This window comes from Tenacibaculum piscium (assembly GCF_021390715.1).
Lineage (GTDB): Bacteria > Bacteroidota > Bacteroidia > Flavobacteriales > Flavobacteriaceae > Polaribacter > Polaribacter piscius.
Map to the genome: position 1 here is coordinate 1 of NZ_JAJGWT010000014.1, position 24665 is coordinate 24665.

At 26.8% G+C, this 24665-nt stretch carries 22 protein-coding genes; 13 read left to right on the forward strand and 9 right to left on the reverse strand.

Going from position 1 to position 24665, the window contains the following annotated elements:
- Positions 1-1426 precede the first annotated feature (1426 nt).
- The 3 genes from L0U77_RS11155 to L0U77_RS11165 all read right to left on the reverse strand — a co-directional run bounded on the left by L0U77_RS11155 (position 1427) and on the right by L0U77_RS11165 (position 7459).
- Complete coding sequence (locus L0U77_RS11155; RefSeq protein ID WP_233901200.1) at positions 1427-4576, reverse strand: type I restriction endonuclease subunit R; 3150 nt, start codon at positions 4574-4576, stop codon at positions 1427-1429.
- Positions 4577-4652: 76 nt separating this feature from the next.
- Positions 4653-5888 carry a restriction endonuclease subunit S gene (locus L0U77_RS11160; protein WP_233901201.1) on the reverse strand — a complete coding sequence of 412 codons (1236 nt, stop codon included), beginning with the start codon at positions 5886-5888 and terminating at the stop codon, positions 4653-4655.
- Positions 5885-7459, reverse strand: a complete 1575-nt coding sequence (locus tag L0U77_RS11165) for a type I restriction-modification system subunit M (RefSeq protein ID WP_233901202.1) — start codon at positions 7457-7459, stop codon at positions 5885-5887. The genes L0U77_RS11160 and L0U77_RS11165 overlap by 4 nt, the downstream gene beginning before the upstream one ends.
- A gap of 301 nt (positions 7460-7760) precedes the next feature.
- Here L0U77_RS11165 and L0U77_RS11170 point away from each other — a divergent pair, with 301 nt between their 5' ends.
- The 5 genes from L0U77_RS11170 to L0U77_RS11190 all read left to right on the forward strand — a co-directional run bounded on the left by L0U77_RS11170 (position 7761) and on the right by L0U77_RS11190 (position 10941).
- Positions 7761-8117 carry a hypothetical protein gene (locus tag L0U77_RS11170; protein WP_233901203.1) on the forward strand — a complete coding sequence of 119 codons (357 nt, stop codon included), beginning with the start codon at positions 7761-7763 and terminating at the stop codon, positions 8115-8117.
- Positions 8118-8130: 13 nt separating this feature from the next.
- A complete protein-coding gene (locus L0U77_RS11175) occupies positions 8131-9147 on the forward strand; it encodes a type II toxin-antitoxin system antitoxin SocA domain-containing protein (protein WP_233901204.1) in 1017 nt (338 codons plus the stop codon).
- A 275-nt stretch (positions 9148-9422) separates the two neighbouring features.
- Positions 9423-9629 carry a helix-turn-helix domain-containing protein gene (locus tag L0U77_RS11180; protein ID WP_101931124.1) on the forward strand — a complete coding sequence of 69 codons (207 nt, stop codon included), beginning with the start codon at positions 9423-9425 and terminating at the stop codon, positions 9627-9629.
- Positions 9629-9952 carry a HipA N-terminal domain-containing protein gene (locus tag L0U77_RS11185; protein ID WP_101931125.1) on the forward strand — a complete coding sequence of 108 codons (324 nt, stop codon included), beginning with the start codon at positions 9629-9631 and terminating at the stop codon, positions 9950-9952. The genes L0U77_RS11180 and L0U77_RS11185 overlap by 1 nt, the downstream gene beginning before the upstream one ends.
- 2 nt (positions 9953-9954) lie before the next feature.
- Entirely contained in the window at positions 9955-10941 is a 987-nt protein-coding gene (locus L0U77_RS11190) for a type II toxin-antitoxin system HipA family toxin (protein ID WP_233901205.1), read from the forward strand.
- A 141-nt stretch (positions 10942-11082) separates the two neighbouring features.
- Here the strand turns inward: L0U77_RS11190 and L0U77_RS11195 are convergent, their stop codons facing one another.
- The 6 genes from L0U77_RS11195 to L0U77_RS11220 form a co-directional block, all read right to left on the reverse strand.
- On the reverse strand, positions 11083-11595 hold the full coding sequence (locus tag L0U77_RS11195) for a hypothetical protein (protein ID WP_233901206.1): 513 nt from the start codon (positions 11593-11595) through the stop codon (positions 11083-11085).
- A complete protein-coding gene (locus L0U77_RS11200) occupies positions 11576-12496 on the reverse strand; it encodes a hypothetical protein (protein WP_233901207.1) in 921 nt (306 codons plus the stop codon). The genes L0U77_RS11195 and L0U77_RS11200 overlap by 20 nt, the downstream gene beginning before the upstream one ends.
- Positions 12497-12650: 154 nt before the next feature.
- Entirely contained in the window at positions 12651-13511 is an 861-nt protein-coding gene (locus tag L0U77_RS11205) for a hypothetical protein (protein ID WP_193700349.1), read from the reverse strand.
- Positions 13512-13513: 2 nt separating this feature from the next.
- Positions 13514-14074 carry a hypothetical protein gene (locus tag L0U77_RS11210; protein WP_193700350.1) on the reverse strand — a complete coding sequence of 187 codons (561 nt, stop codon included), beginning with the start codon at positions 14072-14074 and terminating at the stop codon, positions 13514-13516.
- 99 nt (positions 14075-14173) lie between these two features.
- Complete coding sequence (locus L0U77_RS11215) at positions 14174-15493, reverse strand: hypothetical protein (RefSeq protein WP_233901208.1); 1320 nt, start codon at positions 15491-15493, stop codon at positions 14174-14176.
- A gap of 24 nt (positions 15494-15517) precedes the next feature.
- Entirely contained in the window at positions 15518-16210 is a 693-nt protein-coding gene (locus L0U77_RS11220; RefSeq protein ID WP_193700352.1) for a hypothetical protein, read from the reverse strand.
- Between the two features lie 309 nt (positions 16211-16519).
- Here L0U77_RS11220 and L0U77_RS11225 point away from each other — a divergent pair, with 309 nt between their 5' ends.
- From L0U77_RS11225 to L0U77_RS11260, 8 genes are all read left to right on the forward strand, one after another.
- The gene (locus L0U77_RS11225; protein WP_233901209.1) at positions 16520-17461 is read left to right on the forward strand and encodes a tyrosine-type recombinase/integrase; all 942 of its coding nucleotides are present in this window, start codon (positions 16520-16522) and stop codon (positions 17459-17461) included.
- A 31-nt stretch (positions 17462-17492) separates the two neighbouring features.
- Positions 17493-17717, forward strand: a complete 225-nt coding sequence (locus L0U77_RS11230) for a hypothetical protein (RefSeq protein WP_172505960.1) — start codon at positions 17493-17495, stop codon at positions 17715-17717.
- A 51-nt stretch (positions 17718-17768) separates the two neighbouring features.
- A complete protein-coding gene (locus L0U77_RS11235; RefSeq protein ID WP_233901210.1) occupies positions 17769-20186 on the forward strand; it encodes a DnaB-like helicase C-terminal domain-containing protein in 2418 nt (805 codons plus the stop codon).
- The gene (locus L0U77_RS11240) at positions 20134-21015 is read left to right on the forward strand and encodes a ParA family protein (RefSeq protein WP_233901211.1); all 882 of its coding nucleotides are present in this window, start codon (positions 20134-20136) and stop codon (positions 21013-21015) included. The genes L0U77_RS11235 and L0U77_RS11240 overlap by 53 nt, the downstream gene beginning before the upstream one ends.
- Positions 21016-21080: 65 nt before the next feature.
- Complete coding sequence (locus L0U77_RS11245; protein WP_101931134.1) at positions 21081-21377, forward strand: hypothetical protein; 297 nt, start codon at positions 21081-21083, stop codon at positions 21375-21377.
- Between the two features lie 107 nt (positions 21378-21484).
- Positions 21485-22051, forward strand: a complete 567-nt coding sequence (locus L0U77_RS11250; protein WP_193700355.1) for a hypothetical protein — start codon at positions 21485-21487, stop codon at positions 22049-22051.
- Between the two features lie 30 nt (positions 22052-22081).
- Positions 22082-22900 (forward strand): hypothetical protein, encoded by an 819-nt coding sequence (locus L0U77_RS11255; protein WP_193700356.1) that lies wholly within the window; start codon positions 22082-22084, stop codon positions 22898-22900.
- On the forward strand, positions 22893-23939 hold the full coding sequence (locus L0U77_RS11260) for a hypothetical protein (protein WP_193700357.1): 1047 nt from the start codon (positions 22893-22895) through the stop codon (positions 23937-23939). Before L0U77_RS11255 ends, L0U77_RS11260 begins: the two co-directional genes overlap by 8 nt.
- Positions 23940-24665: the final 726 nt, after the last annotated feature.

The following is a 24665-nucleotide window of genomic DNA, read 5'->3' on the forward strand; positions in this document are numbered from 1 at the left end:
CTTCTTTTAAAAACAGAAATTCCCGAAAAAATAGAAATATCCGAATCTTTAAAAAAACGCAATAAAACGCAAAAAGGAWGCAATTATACTTTCCGAAAAATCCGAAAAAGAAGATAAACTCGAATTTTCAAAACTATGTACTTCCGTGCAGAGACTATGTACTTGCGTGCAGATTTTAGCTGTTTTTATGTACTTCCGTGCAGAGATTATGTACTTGCGTGCAGCTTTTTTTTTAAAAAACGTCTGTAGCTACTATAAACAAAGGGCTTTTTGAAAGTCAAAAAAACGCTAGAGTATTATAGATACTCTTAGAGTATCTTAGAGAGATAAATTCCCTTTTCAGTACATTTCTCTTCTTTTAAAAACAGAAATTCCCGAAAAAATAGAAATATCCGAAAAATGCAAAAAGGGTTGTAATTAGCCGATTTAAGCATTTTTTATAATCTTTTAAATAAATTGTATTAAATCTTATAAATATTTTAGTAGGTGTTAAATTTATATGCTTACGTCTAAAGTAAAAAACATTCTAATCAGAATAAAACAGAAATACCCGAATTTTTAAAAAACGCAATAAAACGCAAAAAGGATGCAATTATACTTTCTGAAAAATCCGAAAAAACAAGAAAAATAAGAATATCAAAACTACGTACTTTGATGCAATGACTACGTACTTTAATGCAATTTAAGGCTGTTTTTACGTACCTTGATGCAATGATTACGTACCTGAGTGCAATTTTATTTTTTAAAAACGTCTGTAAGCACTATAAACAAAGGGATTGTTAAAATCCAAAAAAACGCTAGAGTATTATAGATACTCTTAGAGTATCTTAGAGAGAAATTCCCTTTTCAGTACATTTCTCTTTTCTTTAAAAAATCCATAATATCCGAAAAATCCGAATTTTCCGAAAAAAGAGAATTTCGCGAAAAAAAAGAAAAATCAGAAAACAGGATAGCATTTAAAATCCGAAAAATCCGAAAAAGCAGGATAAACAAGAATAATCAAACTACGTACTTTGATGCAATGACTACGTACTTTAATGCAATTTAAGGCTGTTTTTACGTACTTTGATGCAATGATTACGTACTTCAGTGCAATTTTATTTTTTAAAAATGGCTGTAGCTACTATAAACAAAGGGCTTTCTGAAAGTCAAAAAAACGCTAGAGTATTATAGATACTCTTAGAGTATCTTAGAGAGAAATTCCCTTTTCAGTACATTTCTCTTTTCTTTAAAAAATCCATAATATCCGAAAAAGCAGAAAAATCCGAAGTTTTAAAAAAACGCAATAAAACATAAAAACCTTTAAATAAGCTTATTTAAAGGTTTTTTAAAACGCAGTAGGTGGTTTGTGTGTTCTTTGTTAAAAAATTCGTTAAAATCTATTTAATTTACCTTAAATGGTGTATTAACAAGTGATACTTTTAAATTAAATTGATAAAAGCTCTCCCTTTGTAAATATTTCAGCTAAAGATTCTCCTTGTGCTAAAACTTTATCAGCTTCTAATCTGGCTAAATCTGGTGGATAACCGTATCGCATTAATATTTTTTTAACTGTTAGTCGTAATTTTGCTCTTACATCATCTCTTTTACTCCAATCTACGGTTGCGTTTTTTCTAATTACATCAACAATTGTATGGATTAATTCTTTCATTTTAGAATCTTCTAAAAAACTTGTAGATTCATTTTCTTTTAAAACTGTATAAAAAGCGTATTCAGCAGATGTTAAACCTAATTCTTCCGATTTATGATCGTCTAAACGCATTTCTTTGGCTATTTCCGAAAGTTCTGCTAATACTTGAGCCGAATCTATTTGATTATTATGATAACGCTTTACAACCGATTCTAACATCTCTGAAAATTTCTTTCCTTGTGCTATATTTTTTGATTTACGAACGCTTACTTCATCACTTAATAATTTTTTAAGCAATTCAAAAGCAATATTTTTTTGTGGCATATTTTTTACTTCTAATAAAAAATCATCAGATAAAATACTTACAGATGGTTTGCTTATTCCTGCTGCTTCAAAAATATCGATTACGCCTCCACTTGATAATGCTTCATCAACTATTTGTTTTATGGCTGTTTCTACTTCAAAATCTGATTTTACACCTCCTCCTGTAAATTTGTTTATTCTTGCTTTTACAGCTTGAAAAAATGCTACGCCATCTTTTATTTTATTTGCTTCTGGACTTGGAATAGACATCGCAAATAATTTTGAAAGTATGTTAACTTCTTTTAAAAATCGTTCTTTTAGTTTTATATCTGAAAGTATAAAGTTTTGAGCGCCTAATAAAATTTGTAGTTTTTGAGCAGTTTCTACTTTGAAATATTCTTTGAAATTAAAACCGTTAAACATTTGTTCTACAACTTCAAATTTTTCTAACATTCCAGCAATTGCTTCTTTAATATCAACAACTGGCAAACCTTGTCCGCCACCTTGTATATAAGTTGCCATTGCGTTTCTTAAATCTTGACCAATTCCAATATAATCAACAACTAAACCGCCTGGTTTATCTTTATAAACTCTGTTTACTCTTGCTATAGCTTGCATTAAATTTGCTCCTTGCATTTTTTTATCAATATACATGGTGTGCAAACTTGGAGCATCAAAACCTGTAAGCCACATATCTCGAACAATAACTAATTTTAAATCATCATTAGCATCTTTCATTCGTACAGCTAATTCTTTTCGTTGCTGTTTTGTGGTATGGTGTGGCTGAAATAATGCAGGATCATCTGACGTACTTGTCATGATTACTTTTATTGTTCCTTTATCTAAATCTTCTTTGTGCCATTCGGGTTTTAAAGCTACAATTTCATTGTACAAACGAACACAAATATCTCGTGTCATTCCTACTATCATTGCTTTTCCATCAAAGACTGTTTGTCTTGCTTCAAAATGAGAAACAATATCTTTTGCTACATCTTTTAAACGATCAGGATGCCCAACAACGGCATTAATAGTCGCTGTTTTCTGTTTTGCTTTTTCTATTTGTTCTTCGGTTGCATCTGAAATATTGTTTACTTCATCATCCAATTTTTTAGATGTTTCTTCATCTAATTTAATTTTTATTAGTCGAGATTCGTAACTAATAGGAACAGTTGCGCCATCATCTACGGCTTGTTTTATATCATAAACATCAATATAATCGCCAAAAACTGCGGGTGTAGATTTATCTTGTTTTTCAATAGGTGTTCCTGTAAAACCGATATAAGAAGCATTTGGCAAAGCATCACGCAAATATTTTGCGTTACCATATTTTATTTCTGAGCCAATTATATTTTCGTTTTCGTCTTTTACATCAACTTCTCTACCTGCAAAACCATATTGAGTTCTGTGGGCTTCATCAGCAACTACTATAATATTTGTTCTGTTTGATAAAGTATCAAATACATTGCCTTGTTCGGGAGAAAATTTTTGAATTGTTGTAAAAATTACGCCACCTCCAGAAACATTTAATAATTTTTTTAAATGCGCTCTACTATTTGCTTGTTTTGGAGTTTGTCTTAATAAACCAACGCAATTTCCAAATGTGCCAAATAATTGCTCATCTAAATCATTTCTATCAGTAAGTATTACAATAGTAGGATTTCCCATTTCAGGATGCGTAATAATCTGCCCACTATAAAAAACCATCGATAAAGATTTTCCACTTCCTTGAGTGTGCCAAACTACGCCAATTTTTCGGTCTCCTTCTTTATCATTAGTAGCTCGTAGTGTTTGTGCTACGGCTTTTTGTACGGCATAATATTGATGATAAGCAGCCACTTTTTTAATTTTCACTTGAAAAATTAATCCTGTTTTAGCATCTTTTTTTTCTTCTTGCTCAAAAACGGTACAATAGCGAATTAACTCAACTAATGTTTTTTTATTGAGCATATATTCGGTTAATATTTGTAATTCTGTTCTTACTTCTCCTGCTATTTTTTCTGGCGTTCGCCAAGATAAAAAACGAGAAAATGGTGCAGATACGCTTGATGTTGTCGCATCAATTCCATCTGAAATTACACAAATTGAATTGTAATAAAAAATACTTGGTACTGCTTTTTTATAATTTTGTATTTGTGTGTAGGCTTTTCGTAGCGTTGCTTTTTCATCGGATGCCGATTTTAATTCTATAAAAACCAATGGCAAACCATTTATAAAAATAACAACATCAAAACGTTTTTCGTTGTTGTTTTCTTTTACTACTAATTGATTAACCACCCAAAAACTATTGTTTTCTATATTTTCGGCATCTAATAAATGAACATTAATTCCTTTTTCTCTGCCTTCTTTGGTGTATTCTACCGTTACACCATTGGTTAGCAACGTATGGAAACGCTCGTTATTTTCCATAATATCTTCTGTTCCTAAATTGATAACTTTTTGATAAGCTTCATTTAGCGCAGTTGCTGGAAGTGTAGGATTTAGTTTTTTAAGCGATTTTTTAAAATGTTCTTCTAAAATAACAGAATTAAAATTTTCACGTTGTGGATTATCACTAATTGGTGAAATATCTGTTCCGTTATAATAGCTGTAACCTTCTCCAATTAATTGGTCTATTAAAGATTGTTCTACTATGTTTTCATTCATTTTTTTTTGATTTTTTTCTTTTTTGCCTTTGGTTATCGATTTTTATAATTTTATCTGATAACCAAAGGAATAGCTATTATATTTTTACTCTTAATTCTCCATTCATTAATTTTGGTAATAAAGTATCTCTTGTCTTTTTTAGGGTTTGGATTTGTTCTGAATTGTTTTTTATTTTGCTAAATAATAGTTTGATGGTTTTCATACCATCTAAAATGTTTTTTTCTGTTGGTATAATAATTTCCCTATTTAAGAAAGCATCCTTAGTTATCATAATTATTGTTGAGCCTTTTGAAGATTGTTTAATATGATTACGAAATGTCCTTGTTCTAAATAAGAAGAAAAGAAATATTTTATCAAAGTTTGATTTAATTATCCAAGTATTCGAACCGGCATATAATCCATATTCTGCTAAATCTTTTGGTGTTATTGATACATTACCTATAATAATTCTGTCTTGAGTTACATCTCTTGTGCATATAATTAAATCATCTTCATACAATCTGTGTTTTTTAGGTATTTCTAACGAATACTCTAAGACTGATTTTCGATTAAACAAATCTTTTCCATTAACTACTCCCATTTTAGCAATTTTAGAAACAGTTTTTCCACTAACCTTGGTGTTATGCACAAAACCACCTTGTAAATCGACAATCTCACTCAACTTCCCAACTCTCCACCCCTCAGGCAGTTCATCCCCAATTTGATATTTCCCAAACCATTCTTTAAAAATAGTTTGTGCGGTGGTTTCTAAGGTGTTGTTTTGGGCTTGTAAGTTTTCTATTTTATCGTCAAATGCCGTTAGCGTTTTTGCTATGGCGACTTGTTCTTCTAGTGGTGGATAAGTAACAGTAATACTTTTTAGAATACTTGTATTAATTGAAGGCATTGTAGCACCTACGGAAATTTTATAAATATATTTCCTGAAACTTTGTTGCCTAAAAAAGTAACTTAAAAATTTAGAATTTATATTTTCATTAGTTCTAACAGAAAGCATTCTTGATGAAAACATCCAGCCATCTTGGGTTTTATCAACATAAGCACTTAAATCGACAGAACCAACACGAGTAAAAATTATATCACCTTCTTTCAGTAAATATTTTGATAAGCGATTTTTATCTTCATCTGTTACACTTGGATAATCAAAATTGGTTATTCTAAAATCAACAATATGCTCTACGGTAACAATTGGTGTTCCTCCCTTAATATATTGTTTATTTAACAATTGACTTCCAAATGGACCAGTTTGCACTTTTGAAACTTCTCCTAAAGTAGTTTCTACCCAACCGTTTGGTATTTTATTTTCTAAACTCATAAACTAAAACCTATTTTAGAAAGTTGAGAAGCAATTTCTTTGTTTAGTTCGGTTTCTTTGTCCATTTGTTGTTTTAATAAAAGGGTCAAATCTTTCATTTTATCTTCAAAAGGTATTCCGTCGTCTTCTTCATCAGGAATACCAACATAACGCCCAGGAGTTAATACATGAGAATGTTTTTGTATTTCTTCTAAACTTGCAGATTTACAATATCCTTTGATGTCTTCATATTTTGTTTGGCTGTCTGTTGATTTCCTCCAATTATGATACGTTGCAGTTATTTTTTGAATATCTCCTAATCCATTTTCATCAAAATAACCTAATTCTATATTTTTTTCTTCATCCGAAGTAGTATCAGATAAATCTCTATGCACACGGTCTTTTAAATAGCCCATTTCTGAGGCATCGATAAATAAAACATCAGTTTTTATTGATGCTTTTTTACGTAAAAACCAAATACACGCAGGAATACCTGTGTTGTAAAATAGTTGTTTAGGTAAAGCGACAATACATTCTACTAAACCTTGTTCGACTAAATTTTTACGAATATCACCTTCACCCGAAGTATTAGAACTCAAAGAACCATTCGATAAAACGGTTGCCATTACACCCGCAGGTGCTAAGTGATACAACATATGTTGCATCCAACCAAAGTTGGCGTTTCCGTTAGGAGGCGTTCCGTATTTCCAGCGTCCATCTTCTTGCAAAATATTTACGCCCCATTCTTTTTGATTAAATGGCGGATTTGCTAAAATAAAATCGGCTTTTAAATCGGGATGCGCATCTTTTAAGAAAGAACCTTCAGTATTCCAAGTTACAAACTTTGAGTTTATATTACGTATGGCAAGGTTCATTCTCGACAGTTTCCAAGTAGTTTGATTACTTTCTTGTCCGTATACGGTAATATCTTTTACGTTTCCACTGTGTTCTGTTACAAATTTTTCAGACATTACAAACATACCACCCGAACCACTTGCAGGATCATAAACTCGTCCTTGGTAAGGTTCTATCATTTCCACCATTAATTTTACAATAGATTTTGGTGTGTAAAATTGTCCTCCTTTTTTTCCTTCGGCATTTGCAAATTCCCCTAAGAAATATTCATAAACTCTACCAAAAAGGTCTTTTGATTTCTGATTTTCAGCTTCTAATTCGGTATTTGAGATTAGGTCGATAAGTTCACCTAAAGAAGTTTTATCTAAATTAGCTTTTCCAAATACTTGCGGTAAAACGTTTTTTAGTTCTTTATTTTCTTTTTCTACGGCTTCCATTGCTTCATCAATGGTTTGTCCGATAGTTGGCAATTTTGCATTATTATGAATATGATTCCATCTTGCTAATTTTGGAACAAAGAATACATTTACTGCAATATATTCGTCTCTATCTTCAGGATCAGAATATTCGTCTGCTTCTAATTTATCGTATAATTCAGTAAAAGATTCTGATATATATTTTAAAAATATAAGTCCTAAAACTACGTGTTTATATTCGGCAGCATCAATATTTTTTCGAAGTTTATCTGCTGCTTTAAATAGTTTTTGTTCAAAACTAGTTTTGTCTGTTTTTGCCATTTAATAGGTTACTTTGTTAGATATTATCAGAATTTTTAATTCTGTTTGTTTTGTGCGTTGTTAATTTAACGGACTAAGGTAATTGTTTTTTATGATTTCTCTCACGGCTGTACGAGAATTGTATTTTTATGAATTACTAATATTATTTTGTTTACTAAATAATATTAGTAATTAATGTAATGTTTTATTTCTTTATAATCACTTTAAAGTTTGTTTAAGTGTTTTTTGATGCTAAAAACACACTTTAAAATTGATTTAATAAATTATATACTTATCTTTGCAAAGAATTTCACACGTAAATATGGCGGATAAATCAGTTATAAAATCTTTTTTACAAGAACTCAAGGTTACTATAAATTCTTTAGGAATTTTTTTTTCCAATCGTCCTAAAAATAGTATTCAGAATCTTGCAGATTTAAGTATTACCGCTAAAATGCGTCAAGAAATAATTTTAAATTTAGAAGTGCAAGACTACAGCGAAGGACCTTTAGATGAAACTCAATACGGAGGAATTGAAATGTGGGTTTTTGGAAAGGTTATTAAAGGTCAAGAAGTTTATATCAAAATGACTATTTCAAAAAATACAGGCGGAGCAGTTTGCATCTCTTTTCATAAAGCGGAACATCCAATGAAATTTCCGCTTAAGAAATCAAACTAAAAACAAAACAATTATGAAAAGTCCGATCACAGGTAAAGAAATGATCTTGCAAACTCAGAAGAGTATTTTGGTTTTTCGAAAAGAAAAATTTGAGTACAATCACAAGAGTTATTTATGTGAAGATACTAACGAAACATTTACAACCACAGCATTAGATGAGTTTAATTTAAATCAAGTTTATAATCAATATAGAGATAAACACAATGTTCCATTTGCTGATGAAATAAAAGAATTTAGAGAAAAATATTCTTTTAATTATACCGATATAACAAAAATATTAGGCTTAGGAATTAATAGTTATAGCAATTATGAAAAAGGAGAAGTTCCTAGTTTGGCAAATGCTACTTTATTAAAAGCTATCATAAAAAGTGAAGGAACATTAAAAGAATTGATAAAAGGTAATAATGAAATTTCAGAACTTCAAAGAGTTGAATTTTTAAAAAATATATCAAAAGTTAGAGAAGAAGAAGCGCTTAATAAAAGAAAACAAGAATTGATTAATTATGTTTTTGATTATAATTTTTTGCCTGATAATTTTTCAGGATATAAAAAGCCTAATTTTGATAAATTACTTGAAATGGTTGTGTTTTTTACTGAAAAAATGCGAATACGAGTAACTCCTACAAAAATGAATAAATTATTATTTTATTCTGATTTTTTAAATTTTAAATTAACAGGTGTTTCAATAAGTGGAACACGTTATTTAGCACATACACACGGTCCAGTTCCTCAAAAATTTAGAACATTATTTGATTATCTTTCAGAAAATAAAATTGTCGATTTAGTTTCTGTTCAATATCCTGGTGGGTTTGTTGGTGAAGAATTTATTAATATTCCATCAAAAAAATTTAACAGCACTTTATTTGATAAATTTGAAATTGATATTTTAGCTGAAATTGCTTCAAAATTTGAAAATTACAATGCTACAGAAATAAGAGATTTAAGTCATCAAGAAAAAGCTTGGATTGATAATGAAAAAGCCAAATTATTAATAGATTATAATTATTCTTTTGAATTAATTCACGTATAAAATAGTAGTATTTTCATTCTTTTAAGTACTAAAAATTTAATAGCTAAAAACCTACTAATAAAATATCTTGATGATGTTTTTTTAGTAGGTTTTTAATGTTTACTAAGTAATAAAAATAATATAGATAATTAAAGTAATATTTGATTACTATGTTTATTTTTTCTGATAATTAAAAGTTTTTATTGTAAAATATACAACATATAAAGTGCAATAAAAAGCACTTTTAAACTTTGTAATAAATTAAAAGTGTATATTTACATTAAAAGAGCCATATAATGCACTTAATAGAAATTATAAAAAATCGTAGAGAAAATTTAAATGTAACACAAGAAATGCTTGCCGATCTTTCTGGTGTTGGTTTACGTACGCTCAAACAGTTTGAAAGTGGCAAAGGAAATCCTACACTAGAAACACTAAATAAATTAGGTGATGCCTTAGGAATTGAACTAACTTTTATAGTTAAAAATGTAAGTATTAAATAATGAGACAAGCAAACGTATTATACAAAAAAGAAATTGCAGGAATATTAACGCAATTAGATACTGGCACTTTTATATTTAAATATTCTGATGAATGGTTTAACGATTCAAATAAACCAGCAATTAGTTTAACATTACCCAAAACAAAACAAGAATATTCTTCTGATTATTTATTTTCTTTTTTTTATAATATGTTACCTGAAGGTTCTAATAAACAAACTGTTTGTTATGAAAACAGAATAGATAGTAAAGACCATTTTGGAATATTAATCACTACAGCAAAACAAGATACTATTGGTGCTGTTACTATCAAAAAAAATGAATAACAATGGCTTTACCGCAGATAACAAATTGCCCAAGTACACTTGCAAAAAATAATAGTAGTTACAGTAATACTGCTTTAAGACGTGTTTTTTATGGGAAAAAAGTAAGTCCTATTTTAAATTATGATTCGCCATCGAGTAATCAAAGTACAGATTTATTGTTTACAGATAACAGAAAAAGAATGTCTATTTCTGGTGTACAAGAAAAATTTTCTGTTTTATTAGATAAAAATAAATTACGTTTAATTCACGAAAATGAACAAGGTCAATATATTTTAAAACCAATACCAAATGTTGGTAAACATTCAAATCAAATGCCTGCAAACGAGCATTTAACAATGCAAATTGCTAGGCAAATTTTTGATATTGAAACCGCAGAAAATGCGCTTATTTTCTTTAAAAATGGAGAACCTGCATATATTACAAAGCGTTTTGATCTTAAAAAAGACGGTAATAAATGGGCGCAAGAAGATTTTGCTTCCTTATCAGAAAGAACACCCCAAACTCATGGTGAAGATTTTAAATATGTAGGTAATTATTTAGAACTTTTTACCATTTTAAAAAAATATACGCCTGCTTATGCTATCGAATCTATTAAATTATTTAAGTTAATACTTTTTAATTATTTGTTTTCTAATGGCGATGCTCATTTTAAAAATTTCTCTTTAATAGAAACACCTTTAGGAGATTTTAAATTAAGTCCAGCTTATGATTTATTAAATAGTAGAATCCATATAGAAGATAATGATTTTGCTTTAGAAGATGGTTTATTACCTCCTAATTTAGCACAAGGAAAAATCACAGTACAATTTTTTATTTTAGGAGAAAAAGCTGGCATCTCAAAAAAGCAAATAGAAAAAGTTTTTAATAATTTAACTTCAAAAAAAGAAGCAGTTGTATCGCTTATTGATGCTTCTTTTTTAAGTGAAAAATTAAAACGAAATTATACACAAGCATATCAAACAAGGCTTAAAAAATTATTAAGGATGTGATTTTAACGATTTATATATAGTTTGTTGCGTGGTTTAAGCAACTAATTTAGTAAATAATTACCATCCAAGAAAGTCCGCGAGGACTTTCGTAAGTAGGCGAGAAGCCAGCAATAAATTATATACGGTGTTATGTGCAGGCTTTTATTTTCCATCTACCTCTATAAGTAAGAATAAAACAAATAAACTTCTCAAAGTACTTACAGAAACCAAATAAATTAGACCAATCAAAGATTTAAAAAGAAAATCATTTTCCAAATTCGCAGATGATAATGTTAGTATGTAAGAAATGATGAAGCAAAAAACTAATTCAGTTATTGCTATTTTAAAAACTTTTACAATTGCTTTATATGTTCCAGTTGAAAAAAATAGTTCTAAAGGATTTTCAGAGTTTTCAGGTTGTTTACTTAAAATATTTGAACGAATAGCAACGATAATAGTTAACGAAGCTAAAATAAAACCAGCTAAAGAAATTGATGCTCCAATTATATTCTCAATTATACTTAAATGTTCGATTTTAGATTTAAACTCAAAACTTACTAAATGTACTTTACTGTTTAAAAGCCATAGAATTACAATTACTGCAATATCTATAAATAATGCATATTGTAAATAAGAATCTACAAGTTCACGATATTTATCTGAAAGTTTTGTCATTTAGTTCTTTTGTCATTTGTTGAAACATATCTGTTGAAATTAAAGTTCTATATTTTTCCTTTCTTTCAACTCTTATTTCGCTATTTACTTTTTCTAATAATAAATCGAAATTCTCCAATAGATTATCTTTTTCTCCATCTTCCGCTTTTAAAGATAATTTATTAAAAACGTTTTTCACTTTTGGTTTACTACTAAATTTTTTTATTATATTATAAACGGATTTTTTAATTTCTGAATTTTCTGATTGTTGTTTGTAATCAAATTTTAATCTTAAAGTTGCATATTCACTTCCAAAATGTTCAATTGAATGATGCAACGAACTCCATATATTTTGGTCTAATTCCTTAACTTTAGCAATGTTGTCTTTGTGTACGGTAACTACAAATTCTGAAAATCTATTTACTCTATCTTGAAATTTTGCTAATTCATCTTTAATAATTGGCTTAAATCCTACACGTTCTAATATTTTTTGGTCAATTCCTACACGTTCGATGTAATTAACTAAATCAGTTATTTTAGAACCGTAATGATTGTACTCTAATGCTAAAAATACTTTCCCGTTTTTGCTGTAATCTATTATAAAATGAGTTGTTTCAACAAGTCCTTCTTCTTCTTTTGCTTCAATTCCTTTTGTTTCGTCTGTTTCTGTATTCATTAATTCTGGAAGCAAGTCTTTTCTTACGCATCTCATTTTTGCTTTTAGAAGGTTATTTTTATTTTCAATTCCTTGAATAAATACAAATTTATCTCCAAATCGTTGATATCTAATTTTTGCTCTCGTTTTTGCTAATCTTGTTAGGGTTTCAAAAAAGCTTTCAAAATCCGAATCTTTAGAAAAGACAAATTGTAATTCGTAGTAATTAATTTTTCTTTTTATTTTAGTAATTTTTCCTCTTGCCATTATTTTTTTCTAAATGTTTGTTGGTTTGGTCAGCTTGCACATAACTATTTTATAAGGGTAATTACTTAAAAATGTAATTAAAATAAGATTGATGTAAAACTAAGTTAATATCTTGTTTTTTTAACTATAATCTTAAAAACTTCAATAATTTTTATTATATATTTTGTTCGATTTTTTTTACTTTAGAAATAGAATTAGCTATTCTTTTTTCAGAACCAACACCAGTTGTGTAATATCTTTGTTCAATTCCCCAAAGTAATTTTTTTAAATCATCTTCAGATTTTAAAGTGAATTTATAATCTGTTTCGTTAAAAGGTAATTCAGTACAATAACTTTTTATATATGAATAGATATGAGTTTTTTCAGTAGAAGTAAAACTATTTAAAGTTTCTATTGCTAACGCAATACGTTTTCTATTTAAAGTACCAACTTTATTAGCTTCATAACCTTCTTCTAATTTTATAAAATCGTTATCTAAAAAAGTTTCTGTTTCCTCTTGAGTAGCTTCTTTATAAAGTTCTGAAATTCCTTTAAAAATAGTTGAAATTGAAGTTAGTTTTTTAAAATATAAAGTATCAGTACTTTTCTTATAAATTGCATCAGGTACAGTGCTTACAATTACAATTGGTGATTTTGTTTCTAATGAAGGAGTGTTTGAAAACTTAAACCATTTTTTATCAATAATATTAGAAGTGAAAATTTTTTGAAAACAATAATATTGAATATTATTATTAGTTTGATGAGAACATAAGTATTTTATTTTTAATAGATTTTCTGTGCTAATTTGATTATATTCTGTAGGATTGAAGTCTTTTGTCAGTAAATCAATACAATAATCTGTAGTTGAAAAATCAGATATATTAAACCATTCATCATCTTCTAATTTATAGTCTGGATTATATTCTTTTGGATTATCTAGGTCATTAGGTAAAGAATAAACTTCTTCATCTGAAAATATTTTAAAAGTTTTATCTCCGCTTCCTCTTTTTATTATTTCTGCAATTAAGTAATCCATAGTTATTTTTCGTTATCGATAAAAGTAAAATTATTTATTCTATTTAATGTTGGTAAATTGATAGTACTAGGGGCTTTCAAAATTTTTTTAGTTATAAGGAAAATTTTTACTTTGTTTGTTGTCGTTAAATTATAAAAATGATAACCAAATAATAGAAATAATGGGTTGAAGTATAAAGTTTGAGAGAAAAAAGTAAAAATAAATAATATAGCAAACACAAAAATTAATGTTTCATTATTTGAAATACTTAATGCTACAAAAAAGTAACCTAAATAACTTGGTAAAAAACTATTATTAGCTTGTTCAATTTCAATTATTCTTGATTTCCCTGATATTTTCTCTAAATCATCCTTATCTAATCTCTTTGATATAGGTAAGCTTAGTAATGTTAGTAATACAGGTGTTAAAAAAAAAATTAAATAAGAAATATAATTTGGAATAAAAGTCAATTTTAAATTGAAAATTCCCCAATCTATAACATATTTTTCATTTACTAAAAAAACAACAATCATTAATGACGTTGAATTATAAGTTAATAATAATCTATATAAAAAGTTCAACATTTTTTTATTTTTTAATACGATTATCCGTGTTAGCTAACAAAAACTAAATGTAAAGTTTTTAATAAGCCGTTGGTAATTAGCAATAAATTAGATTTTTAATTATTTCAATTTCGATTCTAATTTATTTTTCCAAAGATTAAATTCTTCTTTTTGTTTTGATTTTGAATGATTTATAACGCTAAATTTAGCATTAGTTTCAAGTTCATTTTTCTTAACTTGTTTTCTATATTTTTGCCTACCAATTTGTTTTATTGTATTAATATTAATTTCAGATTCTTCTATAATAAGACTTGTAGGTATTGTTTTTTTGAAAGTCCAAAGATATGTTGCGTGAGAATTAAGAAGTTCCCAGCAAATATGATTATTTTCTTTCCCTTCAATAAAAAATATAAATCCAAAAAGAGGTTTTAGTGTAAACCTTATTTTTTCAGTTGGATTGTGTTTTTTACTAGCTAAATAAACTAATTGTTTTTTATTACGTGGGTTTTTCAAATCCAGAATTAAGTTTATTAGCTCTTCTTCTGTTTGCTTAAATATATTGATTGAATTATCTACTTTTGATAAAATTTCATCTGCGGTAAATGTATTTTTTTCATTTTCAATATCATCTATTAAATCAATTGTTTTTAAAATTCTTTGTTCTTTAATTGAATCTATAATTTGATTATTAATTGCTTCAATTTCTTTGGAAGAACTATTTACACTTAATATCTCTTGATTTTTTATTTCAATTTTAGTTGATATATTAAATATTCCATTATCAAAATGATTAGAAAAGTAATTTTTTATATAATCATATTCTGGTAATATATTTTCGTTATAAATTTTAATTTCGATTGTAGAAATTAAGTTATCAAATTTTTTATTAAAGGAAACATAACCTAAATGAAAAGTTGAGTTTTCAAAATATTCAGAAAACTCAAAATCAAGAATTTGAATTTTATCTTCTGCTGGAGTTAATAAAGGTTTAACTTCTTTTAGTTTGATTAGATTAATTCCTATTGTTTTTGGTTCGTAAAAATTTATTGATCCTAAATGCTGTGAGGGTTCTATTTTTTCAGAATACTCGTTGAGATCTTCTTTAAAAGCGTTAGGGATTTTTTTAGGTAAATTGTTATAATTAATCAAAAGCTTTTTTAATTTATCCCATTCTAATTCTTTAAATGTTATTTTTTCTATCTTTTTTTTTAATTTTTGATTATTAAAATCATGAAAATCTGTTGGCTTGTAATCAATAATTTCAACATCTAAAGATTTTAATTCTTTATTAAAGTTTGATATTTCAACTTTTAAATAAATATCGAAACGATATTTAAAACTCAAACTATTTTCAGGGAAATTTGTTTGTCGTAATTCAATAAAATCATTATTTGTAAAGTAAATTTTATTTTTTGATATTTTTATAAATCTTTCATTCATAGTGAGTTTTATTGAATATTTTAATTATTTGTTACTAAAAAAAGGTAAAGACTTTATTTTTCCTTTATCATCTTTATCTAGTTCGACAAAAGAATAATGTTCTTTTACTTCAAAAATATCTTTTGATAATTTTTGAATCAATTGACCATTTTCTTCATAAAAAATAATAACATTTGGTTCTCTAAGAATGTATGGGCAATCTTTATCATCAAATTTATCATCAAAAGTTCTCATTAATTGTTTTCTTAATTCTTTGTAGAGATAATATCTTTGTACATTACTAATCGTACCGTTTATATAAAAATTTATTTTTTCAATAATATGTGTATCCATTACTAAATAAAGCTTTCCGTAATAAGTATTTAATTCTTTAAATATTCTTTTATTTTCTAATTGAATTTGCTCAGGAGTTAAATTTGACGAAAGGTTATCATTGCTAAAAAAGTTCTCTTCAAGAAATACTACAAATTCAAACATTAAATCTTTTTGATGTTTCCAAATTTCAATATTTTTTATTCTTTCTTTTTCAAAATCAGAACTTAATTTTTTATCTCTTTTCTTTAAAAATAGATTAAATTTAAGTTTAAAAAAAAAGTAAATAATTAGAATAACGATAATCAATATTGAAAATAATTTTATTCCCAGTTCTTCAAGTGACGAGTTTACAATATCTTGAAGTATTACTTTAACTTCTTTTGTTATTAAAATATCTTTCATAAACTCTAAATTAATTTTATTAATCTCTTAATTAGTCTTATATTTTACTGAAGAAACTATTTTTACAATTATTTATCTAAACTTAAAAACATATAAGTATTAGATAAAATCTAATATATAAAAATAATTGATAAATAGTATAATTTAATTTCACGTAAACCACTTTATATAAATAAGATAAAACATTATCTTAGCTTGTATTTAATGATTTTTTATTTTACTGTTTACTTAGTAATTAAAATAACACAAGTAATTACTGTAATATAAATAATATAAGTATATTTGTATTACTAAAAGTAAATTACGATTATGTATTTAGCAATAGAAGAACCGCAAGACATCCGTAAAATAACCTCTGAAAAAGTATGTAAATTAGTCGATGGTTTTATAGAATCTCAAGATATAAAGCAAAGCTCTAAGAAATTATATAGACGAACTTTAAAACAATATTTTAATTGGGTTACTGCTAAAAACTATTTACTTTCAGAAATAGCCAGACCGCAAATAATAGAATACAAAGAAAATTTATTAAGCGCAGGAATGAGTAATTTAACGGTAGGTTCTTACATAACATCTGTTAGACGTTTTTACGAATGGACAGAAGCTAATAAATATTATCCTAATGTAGCTAAAGGAATTAAAACACCTAAAAGAAAAGCGCAGTTTAAAAAACAAGCATTACTTCCAGCACAAGCAACCGCTTTACTTAATTATTATAAAGATAAAAATCTAAGAAATTACGCTATAGTTAATTTACTTTTAAGAACTGGATTAAGAACCATAGAAGTAATTAGAGCTAATATTGAAGACATCATATTTAAAGGTTCTCAAAGAGTCCTACTTGTGCATGGAAAAGGCAGAGATGAAAAAGATAATTTTGTAATTCTTACTGATAAAACTTACAAGCCTGTAGAAAATTATTTAAATACTAGAGGCAACGTAAAAAAATCAGCACCTTTATTTACTTCTACTTCTAACAATTCTAAAGGAAATAGATTAACCACCAGAACAATCAGTTATATCGCTAAAGAAGGATTAAAAGAAATAGGTTTAGATTCTAAAAATTTCACAGCACACAGTCTTAGACATACTACAGCAATTAATATTTTAAAAGCTGGAGGATCTATAGAAATGGCGCAATTTACACTTAGACATACAAATCCTGCAACTACTCAAATATATACCGCTACTTTAAATGAAGAACGAAGGTTAGAGAATAGTGGCGAAGCTTTAATCGATAATTTATACTAAACGAATTTAATTAATTATAAAAAATAATAAAATGATAGCACTAAAAGTATTCAGATTTACCTACAATGAAAATATAGATATTATTGAAAAAATATATAAAGACAAAGTAGCCGATTATATGTTAAGTCATTTGATTGATAAAAAAAACGACTATAAAGAAACCTATCAAAATAATCTAAAAGCATGGGAAGAATTTATATTAGATTTAGATCAAAATAATGCTGAAATTTTAGATAACTACATCTTTAATAAATAGAATAATCAAAGTAAGTTAAAAAAGTATGGTAATTTAAGTAAACTTAATAATATGAGTAATATAACTGACTGGATTCAATACGAACTTTACCCTAATTTATTTGAGGTAATAGATACCGCTTTTCCAGAACACAATTTTAAAAGATACCCTGGAGGCTGGAAAAGTAAAACTTATTTAAACGGTTCTGTTCATAAAAACAGAACCGATAAAACAGTCATCACTAAAAAAGCGATAGGTTGTATTTTAGAGCAAGGAGGAGATGTTTTAAGTATTGTAAATTATGTTATTAAAAGAGATAAAGTCGAGTTTATAGAAGCTGTTAAAGCACTAGCTGATCTTACAAACTTAAAACTACCTGAAAATACTGATTTTAATCAAAATAACTACAAAAATTATAGAGATACCGCCAACATATTAGAAGACTGCAACAGCTATTTTATATACTGTTTAGAAAATACTGCTCCAGATGAAATTAAAATGTATTTAACTTCAAGAGGGTATTCTAAAGAGGATATAAAATCGATGGAATTAGGCTATATTCCTTCACAGGATAAGCTTTATAAATATCTAATAGAAACTAAAAATCATCCTAAAATATTAGTAGATGAACTTATTAAATTAAACAAAAATATAGGCGATACTCATCAACTTACAATTCCTTATAGAAGTGGAAGTACTATAAAAGGCTTCAAATTTAGAACTACAGGAACAGCTACACCAAAATATTTAAACTCGACAGGATTAGATAGATTAGGAGGCTTTTTTAATCTATTAGCCGTAAAAGGAAACAAAGATATAATAATAGTAGAAGGAGAACTTGACAGTTTAAATGCGACAGCAAAAGGAATTGAAAATGTAGTTGCTATCGGAGGTAGTAATATTGCTTCGGAACAAGTAAAAGACGCTCTTAAAAGAGGAGCTAAAACTTTTACTTTATGTTTTGATAACGAAAAAAGTAAAGAAAAAGAAACTGCAAAGAGAATACATTCAGCAATTGATATTCTTTTAAAAGAAGGAATACATAAAATTTATATAGTCGATTTACCTGCTTTAGAAGGAGAAAAAACAGATCCAGATAGATTAATTAAAGAAGCTGGAATTGATAATTTTAAAAATGCCATAATAGAAGCTTTACCTTATTATGAGTATAAATTATATGAAATTTTCAGTAAATATAGAGCCATTGAAGATAAAAGAGTCTTAACTCCAAAAGATGTAGATAATCTTCTTGAAGATGTTATAAATACTTCTTTAATTATTAATGATCCTATAGATAGAGATAGATATAAAAAGCTTTTTACTTCCTTCGATCCTATCAAAGAAATAGGAATAACAGTAGAAAGTTTAACCATTACTATCGATAGATTAACAGCTACCAGAGATAAAGAAAATCAAGATAAAGAATTAAAAAAATTACTTTCTCAAGCTAAATTTTTACAAGATAAAGGAGATACTGATAAGGCACTCGAATTAATAGATAAAAAAGTAAAAGAAGTAAAACTTCAAGATAAAACGACAGAATTTAGTAATCTACTAAGTTCTATTACAGAAGATGAAATAAGAAATAATTTAGCCAATAAACCAGAAAGTTTAAATTCAGGTTATATAATAGGTAAAGAACAATTGCTTTTGCCTTCTGGAGCTATTAGTATTTTATGTGCGCCTACTTCACACGGTAAAACTACTTTTTTAATAAATATGGCTATAAATATAGCTAAGAATTATCAAAATAAAGAGGTTCATTTTTTCAGTTATGAAGAAGACAGAGATAGTATTTTAATCAATGCTTTAAATACTTATTTAGATGATGAAATAAGTATTAATAATAGAAAAACCTTAAAAAGTTATTTTACTACTGGCTCTACAGAATATATAAAATCAGAAGCTATCAATTATTTTAAAGAAAAAAAAGATGCTTTTTTTAAAAATCTGATAACCACTAAAAGACTAAATATTCATTATAGTAATTATAATTCTGAAACACTTATAGAATCGATAAGATACTTACATAAAAATACCAATATAGGAGCTGTATTTATTGACTACATACAACTTTTAAACCTACCTACAGGAAAACATAAAACCTATTCAAGACAAGAAGAAATTAAAGCTATTTGTGTAGCTCTAAAAGATGTAGCTGTAGAAACAGGATTACCTATAATTTTAGGAGCGCAATTCAATAGGAATGTAACCAATTGCTTGCATTTACACCCTACTAAAATAGGAGAGGCTGGAGACATAGAAAGGATAGCCAATTTAATAGTCGCTTTTTGGAATAATAATCATAAATCTACAGGAAGTGATGGAGAACTAAATGAAATCGCTAAAAAAAATCTAAATATACCTGATACTTTTTATACTGAAATACTAAAACAAAGAGGTGGAAAAGTAGGGCTAACAGAACTACTAGAATATAATGGTAACAAAGCAACCATTAAAAACAACACTGAAATATTTGACACATTTTAGTAATACTAAAAAACAAAGTAATTTAAGTAAACTTAATAATATTAATAAACTAGAAAATATTAATAAACTAAATAATATGGGTAAAGTAATTAGTATCAGTAACCACAAAGGAGGCGTAGGAAAAACTACTTCTAGTATTAATATAGGAGCTGGATTAGTGAAGCTAAAAAAGAAAGTTTTATTAATCGATTTAGACCCACAGGCAAACCTAAGCCAAAGTTTAGGAGTGCTAGAACCTGAATTAAATATATACGGAGCTTTAAGAGGTGATTATGAATTACAACCAATCGAAATAATTGAAGGATTATATTTAGTTCCTTCTACTTTAGATTTATCTGGAGCAGAAGTAGAAATGAGTGGAGAACCAGGAAGAGAATATATTTTAAAAGAATTGATTGATCCTATTAAAGATAATTATGATTTTATTATAATCGATAGCCCTCCTTCTTTAGGATTATTAACTATAAATAGTTTTACGGCTTCGGATGAAATATTAATCCCTTTACAAGCTCAATATTTAGCATTACAAGGATTAACTAAATTATTAGAAGTAGTCGATAAAATTAAAAAAAGATTAAATAAAGGACTTAAAATAGGAGGGGTATTTATAACTCAATATGATAAAAGAAAAGTATTAAATAGAGATGTTGCATCAACTATTGATCTGCATTTTAAATACACTGTATTTAAAACCAAAATAAGAGATAATATAGCATTAGCAGAAGCACCCGCTCAAGGATTAGATATTTTTAGATATAATCCTAAAAGTTACGGAGCTGAGGATTATCTAACATTAAGTAAAGAAATATTAAAACTAAGTAAACATTAATTACTTAATAATTTAAGTAAACAATACTTATTTAATAATACAAATAAACAGTAAATTTGCAAAATATGAGCAAAAAAAATTTTACAGGAGGATTAAATTCTCTATTAGGAGATACCGAAAAAAGAAAAGTAGGAAGACCGAAAACTTCTACTAAAGAAATTACTAAAAGTTCTCAAAAAGGAACTAAAGAAAAAGAAACTAGAGCTACTTTTATAGTAAATGAAGATTTACTAGAAAAATTAAAAGCAATAGCTTATTGGGATAGAAAACTAATAAAAGATGTCGTAAACAATGCACTAAAAGAAAGCATCGATAAGTACGAAAAAAAGAATGGAAATATTGAACTGATACCTAAAAAATAGCTTGTTACTATAAATAATAAGCTATTTTTAAAACATTTAATCAGTAATAAATATTAATATACTTCTGTAAAGTTTACATTACAGAAGTAAAATAGACATTAAATTATATGGATAATAATGTAATAATAAGAAATAGAAAATATAAAGAATATTTAAATAAAATTGAAACTGTATATCAAGAAAATAAAAATTGGGATATAGTAATAACCAGTATTATTGATTTTGATTTTGAATTTGATTTAAATTCAGACCAAGCTCAAGAAGTTTTAATAGATTATATAGAAAGTATTTATAATATCAAAATAAAAGACGCTGACCAACTTCAAAAAATAACAAGTATAACAACTAAAACACTGAAAGAATTAGAAGTTATTATTTTAAACTCTAAGTACACTAAATATTATAGTAGTATAGAATTAGCTGTAGAAAATGGAGCTACTTACCCTGAACTTTTAAAAATAATGCCTAAAGAATATGGGCTACCAGATAAATGGAATAAAAAATTAAGCTCTAATCAATATACTACTATTATCATGGTTTTATCATTATCTTATCTTATGGATGATACAGTTGGTATATCTATGACACCAAGTATCAGAGATATATCAGAAAAAATTAAAGCGCCCTATTCTGCTTTAATGGATGCTTATATTTTTATTAATAATTATGATTAATAGAATTAAATAACTAGAATACATATAAAAATGACTAAAAAAAATATTGATAAAATACTAGCTACAGGAACTCCTTTAAAAAAAATATTACTGATACATGAAGATATAGCTAGAAGAAAATATGCTAAAGAAAAATTATTAACTAATCAAGAATTTGAAGAAGTATCTAATAGTTTTGTAAAGGATAAAGATATAGACTTATGGAATAAATTTAAAAAAACAGAATATGCTGTATCAAGTGCGTTAATGAACTTACAAGGCTGTTTATTTGAAGTTAAAATGCATTATTCAAACCTTAGAGGGTATCTTTTAAATTGGAATACTATAGAACACACTGAACTATTGGTAAATTCTATATTACATGAAATTAAAGATCCTATAGAGCGTAAAAAAATAGCAGAAAATGGAACTCAATACACAAATATTTTATTTGCAAAAAAAAAGGTAGATAAAGAAGGTTATATAAATCTAGAAATAGATTTTGAAAAAGGTTATAGTAATAATATGGATCAATATAGTCTTTTATCTGTTATGAATAATGTAAAAAAAGATGTTATTAAATCAGTTGTAAAATGGCTAAGTTGGGAAAAAGCTCTTTATGCTTATATAAATAAGCAAGGTTTTAATATTAAAATTTATAAAGATAAAATACAGGAAATTAGAGATGAAATAGATACTCCTATAATCCCATGGCTTAAATATTATGGAGAAACTGAAAATGAAGTAGTACTAAACCCGAACATACAAGAGTTATTGAAAAAATATGCTATTTGTCCTAAAATAGAAGAATTAGAAATAAATAAAAAAGAATATGATTTTTTTAAAAATATAATTTTAGAAGATGAATAATAAAAACTTGCCAACACTACCAGGAATAGGAAAAGATGCAGAATATAGAGGATTACCTAATATAGAAAAATCGATAGATTTAAAAAAAGAAAGAAATTTTAAACGTTCTGGACATGTTACAGACCAATTCCTGAAATATAATTACAAAAATAATCAAACTTCTATTTTTGATATTCTAAAACCAGCTACCAAGCAAAAAATAGAAATAACAGGGATAAAAAGATCAGAAGTAGCAGAAGGAATTAAATTAACACCAGCAGAAATTAAAGTAGTAGATGCTCTTTCTAAATTGCTTCATCATAGTAGCCAAAATTTAAATCCTAATGAAAAAGATTACTATATAGGAAATTTAGAACCGAAGTTAGTACAATACGGAGAAGATAGAGTGATAGCTCCTCAAATATTAATAACCTTATATCAGTTAACTAAAGAATATAAAGGACAAAATACAGTAAGTGGAAAAGATGTGGATAATGTATTTAATATATTACTTGATATTTCTAAAAAACCATTTTTAATTAGATATAAAGAAGAACGTTTAAAAGAAAAAAAAGCCAAAACTATTATAGAATTAGAGATGTTTGAGCCGATTATAAGACTTCCAAATCTAAAAATAAGAGAATATAATAAAGAAGGAATAGAAATTAGTAAAATAGAGAAGACCCTAATAGTTTTACACCCTATTTTTATAAGACAAATAGATACTAAATTTATAATCTATCCAAACGATATAAATAGAAGAACTATAATAGCTTATGGTTCTCATAAAATATCAAAAATAACTTTAACTCTTAGAGAATATTTGATAAAACACTTATCTATTAAAAATTATACTCCAGAAATTATGCTAGATAGACTTTATTATCTATTAGCCGAAAACTATATGAAACAATATAGAAAAAGTAAAGTAAAAAAAGATACAGAAAAAGCTATAGATACAATGATAAAATTAGGATTATTAGAAAGTTTTGAAATAGAAACAGCTAAAACTACAAGAGAACCTAAAATTATATTTAAAATAAATAAAAACTTTGAATAGGAATCAATTCCCGAAAAAACAGAAATATCCGAATCTTTAAAAACGCAAAAAGGATGCAATTCTACTTTCTGAAAAATCCGAAAAAGAAGATAAACTCAAATTTTCAAAACTATGTACTTCCGTGCAGAGACTATGTACTTGCGTGCAGATTTTAGCTGTTTTTATGTACTTGCGTGCAGAGATTATGTACTTGCGTGCAGGTTTTTTTTTGAAAAACGTCTGTATCTACTATAAACAAAGGGATTGTTAAAAGTCAAAAAAATGCTAGAGTATTATAGATACTCTTAGAGTATCTTAGAGAGATAAATTCCCTTTTCAGTACATTTCTCTTCTTTTAAAAACAGAAATTCCCGAAAAAATAGAAATATCCGAATCTTTAAAAAAACGCAATAAAACGCAAAAAGGAAGCAATTATACTTTCCGAAAAATCCGAAAAAGAAGATAAACTCGAATTTTCAAAACTATGTACTTCCGTGCAGAGACTATGTACTTGCGTGCAGATTTTAGCTGTTTTTATGTACTTCCGTGCAGAGATTATGTACTTGCGTGCAGCTTTTTTTTTAAAAAACGTCTGTAGCTACTATAAACAAAGGGCTTTTTGAAAGTCAAAAAAACGCTAGAGTATTATAGATACTCTTAGAGTATCTTAGAGAGATAAATTCCCTTTTCAGTACATTTCTCTTCTTTTAAAAACAGAAATTCCCGAAAAAATAGAAATATCCGAAA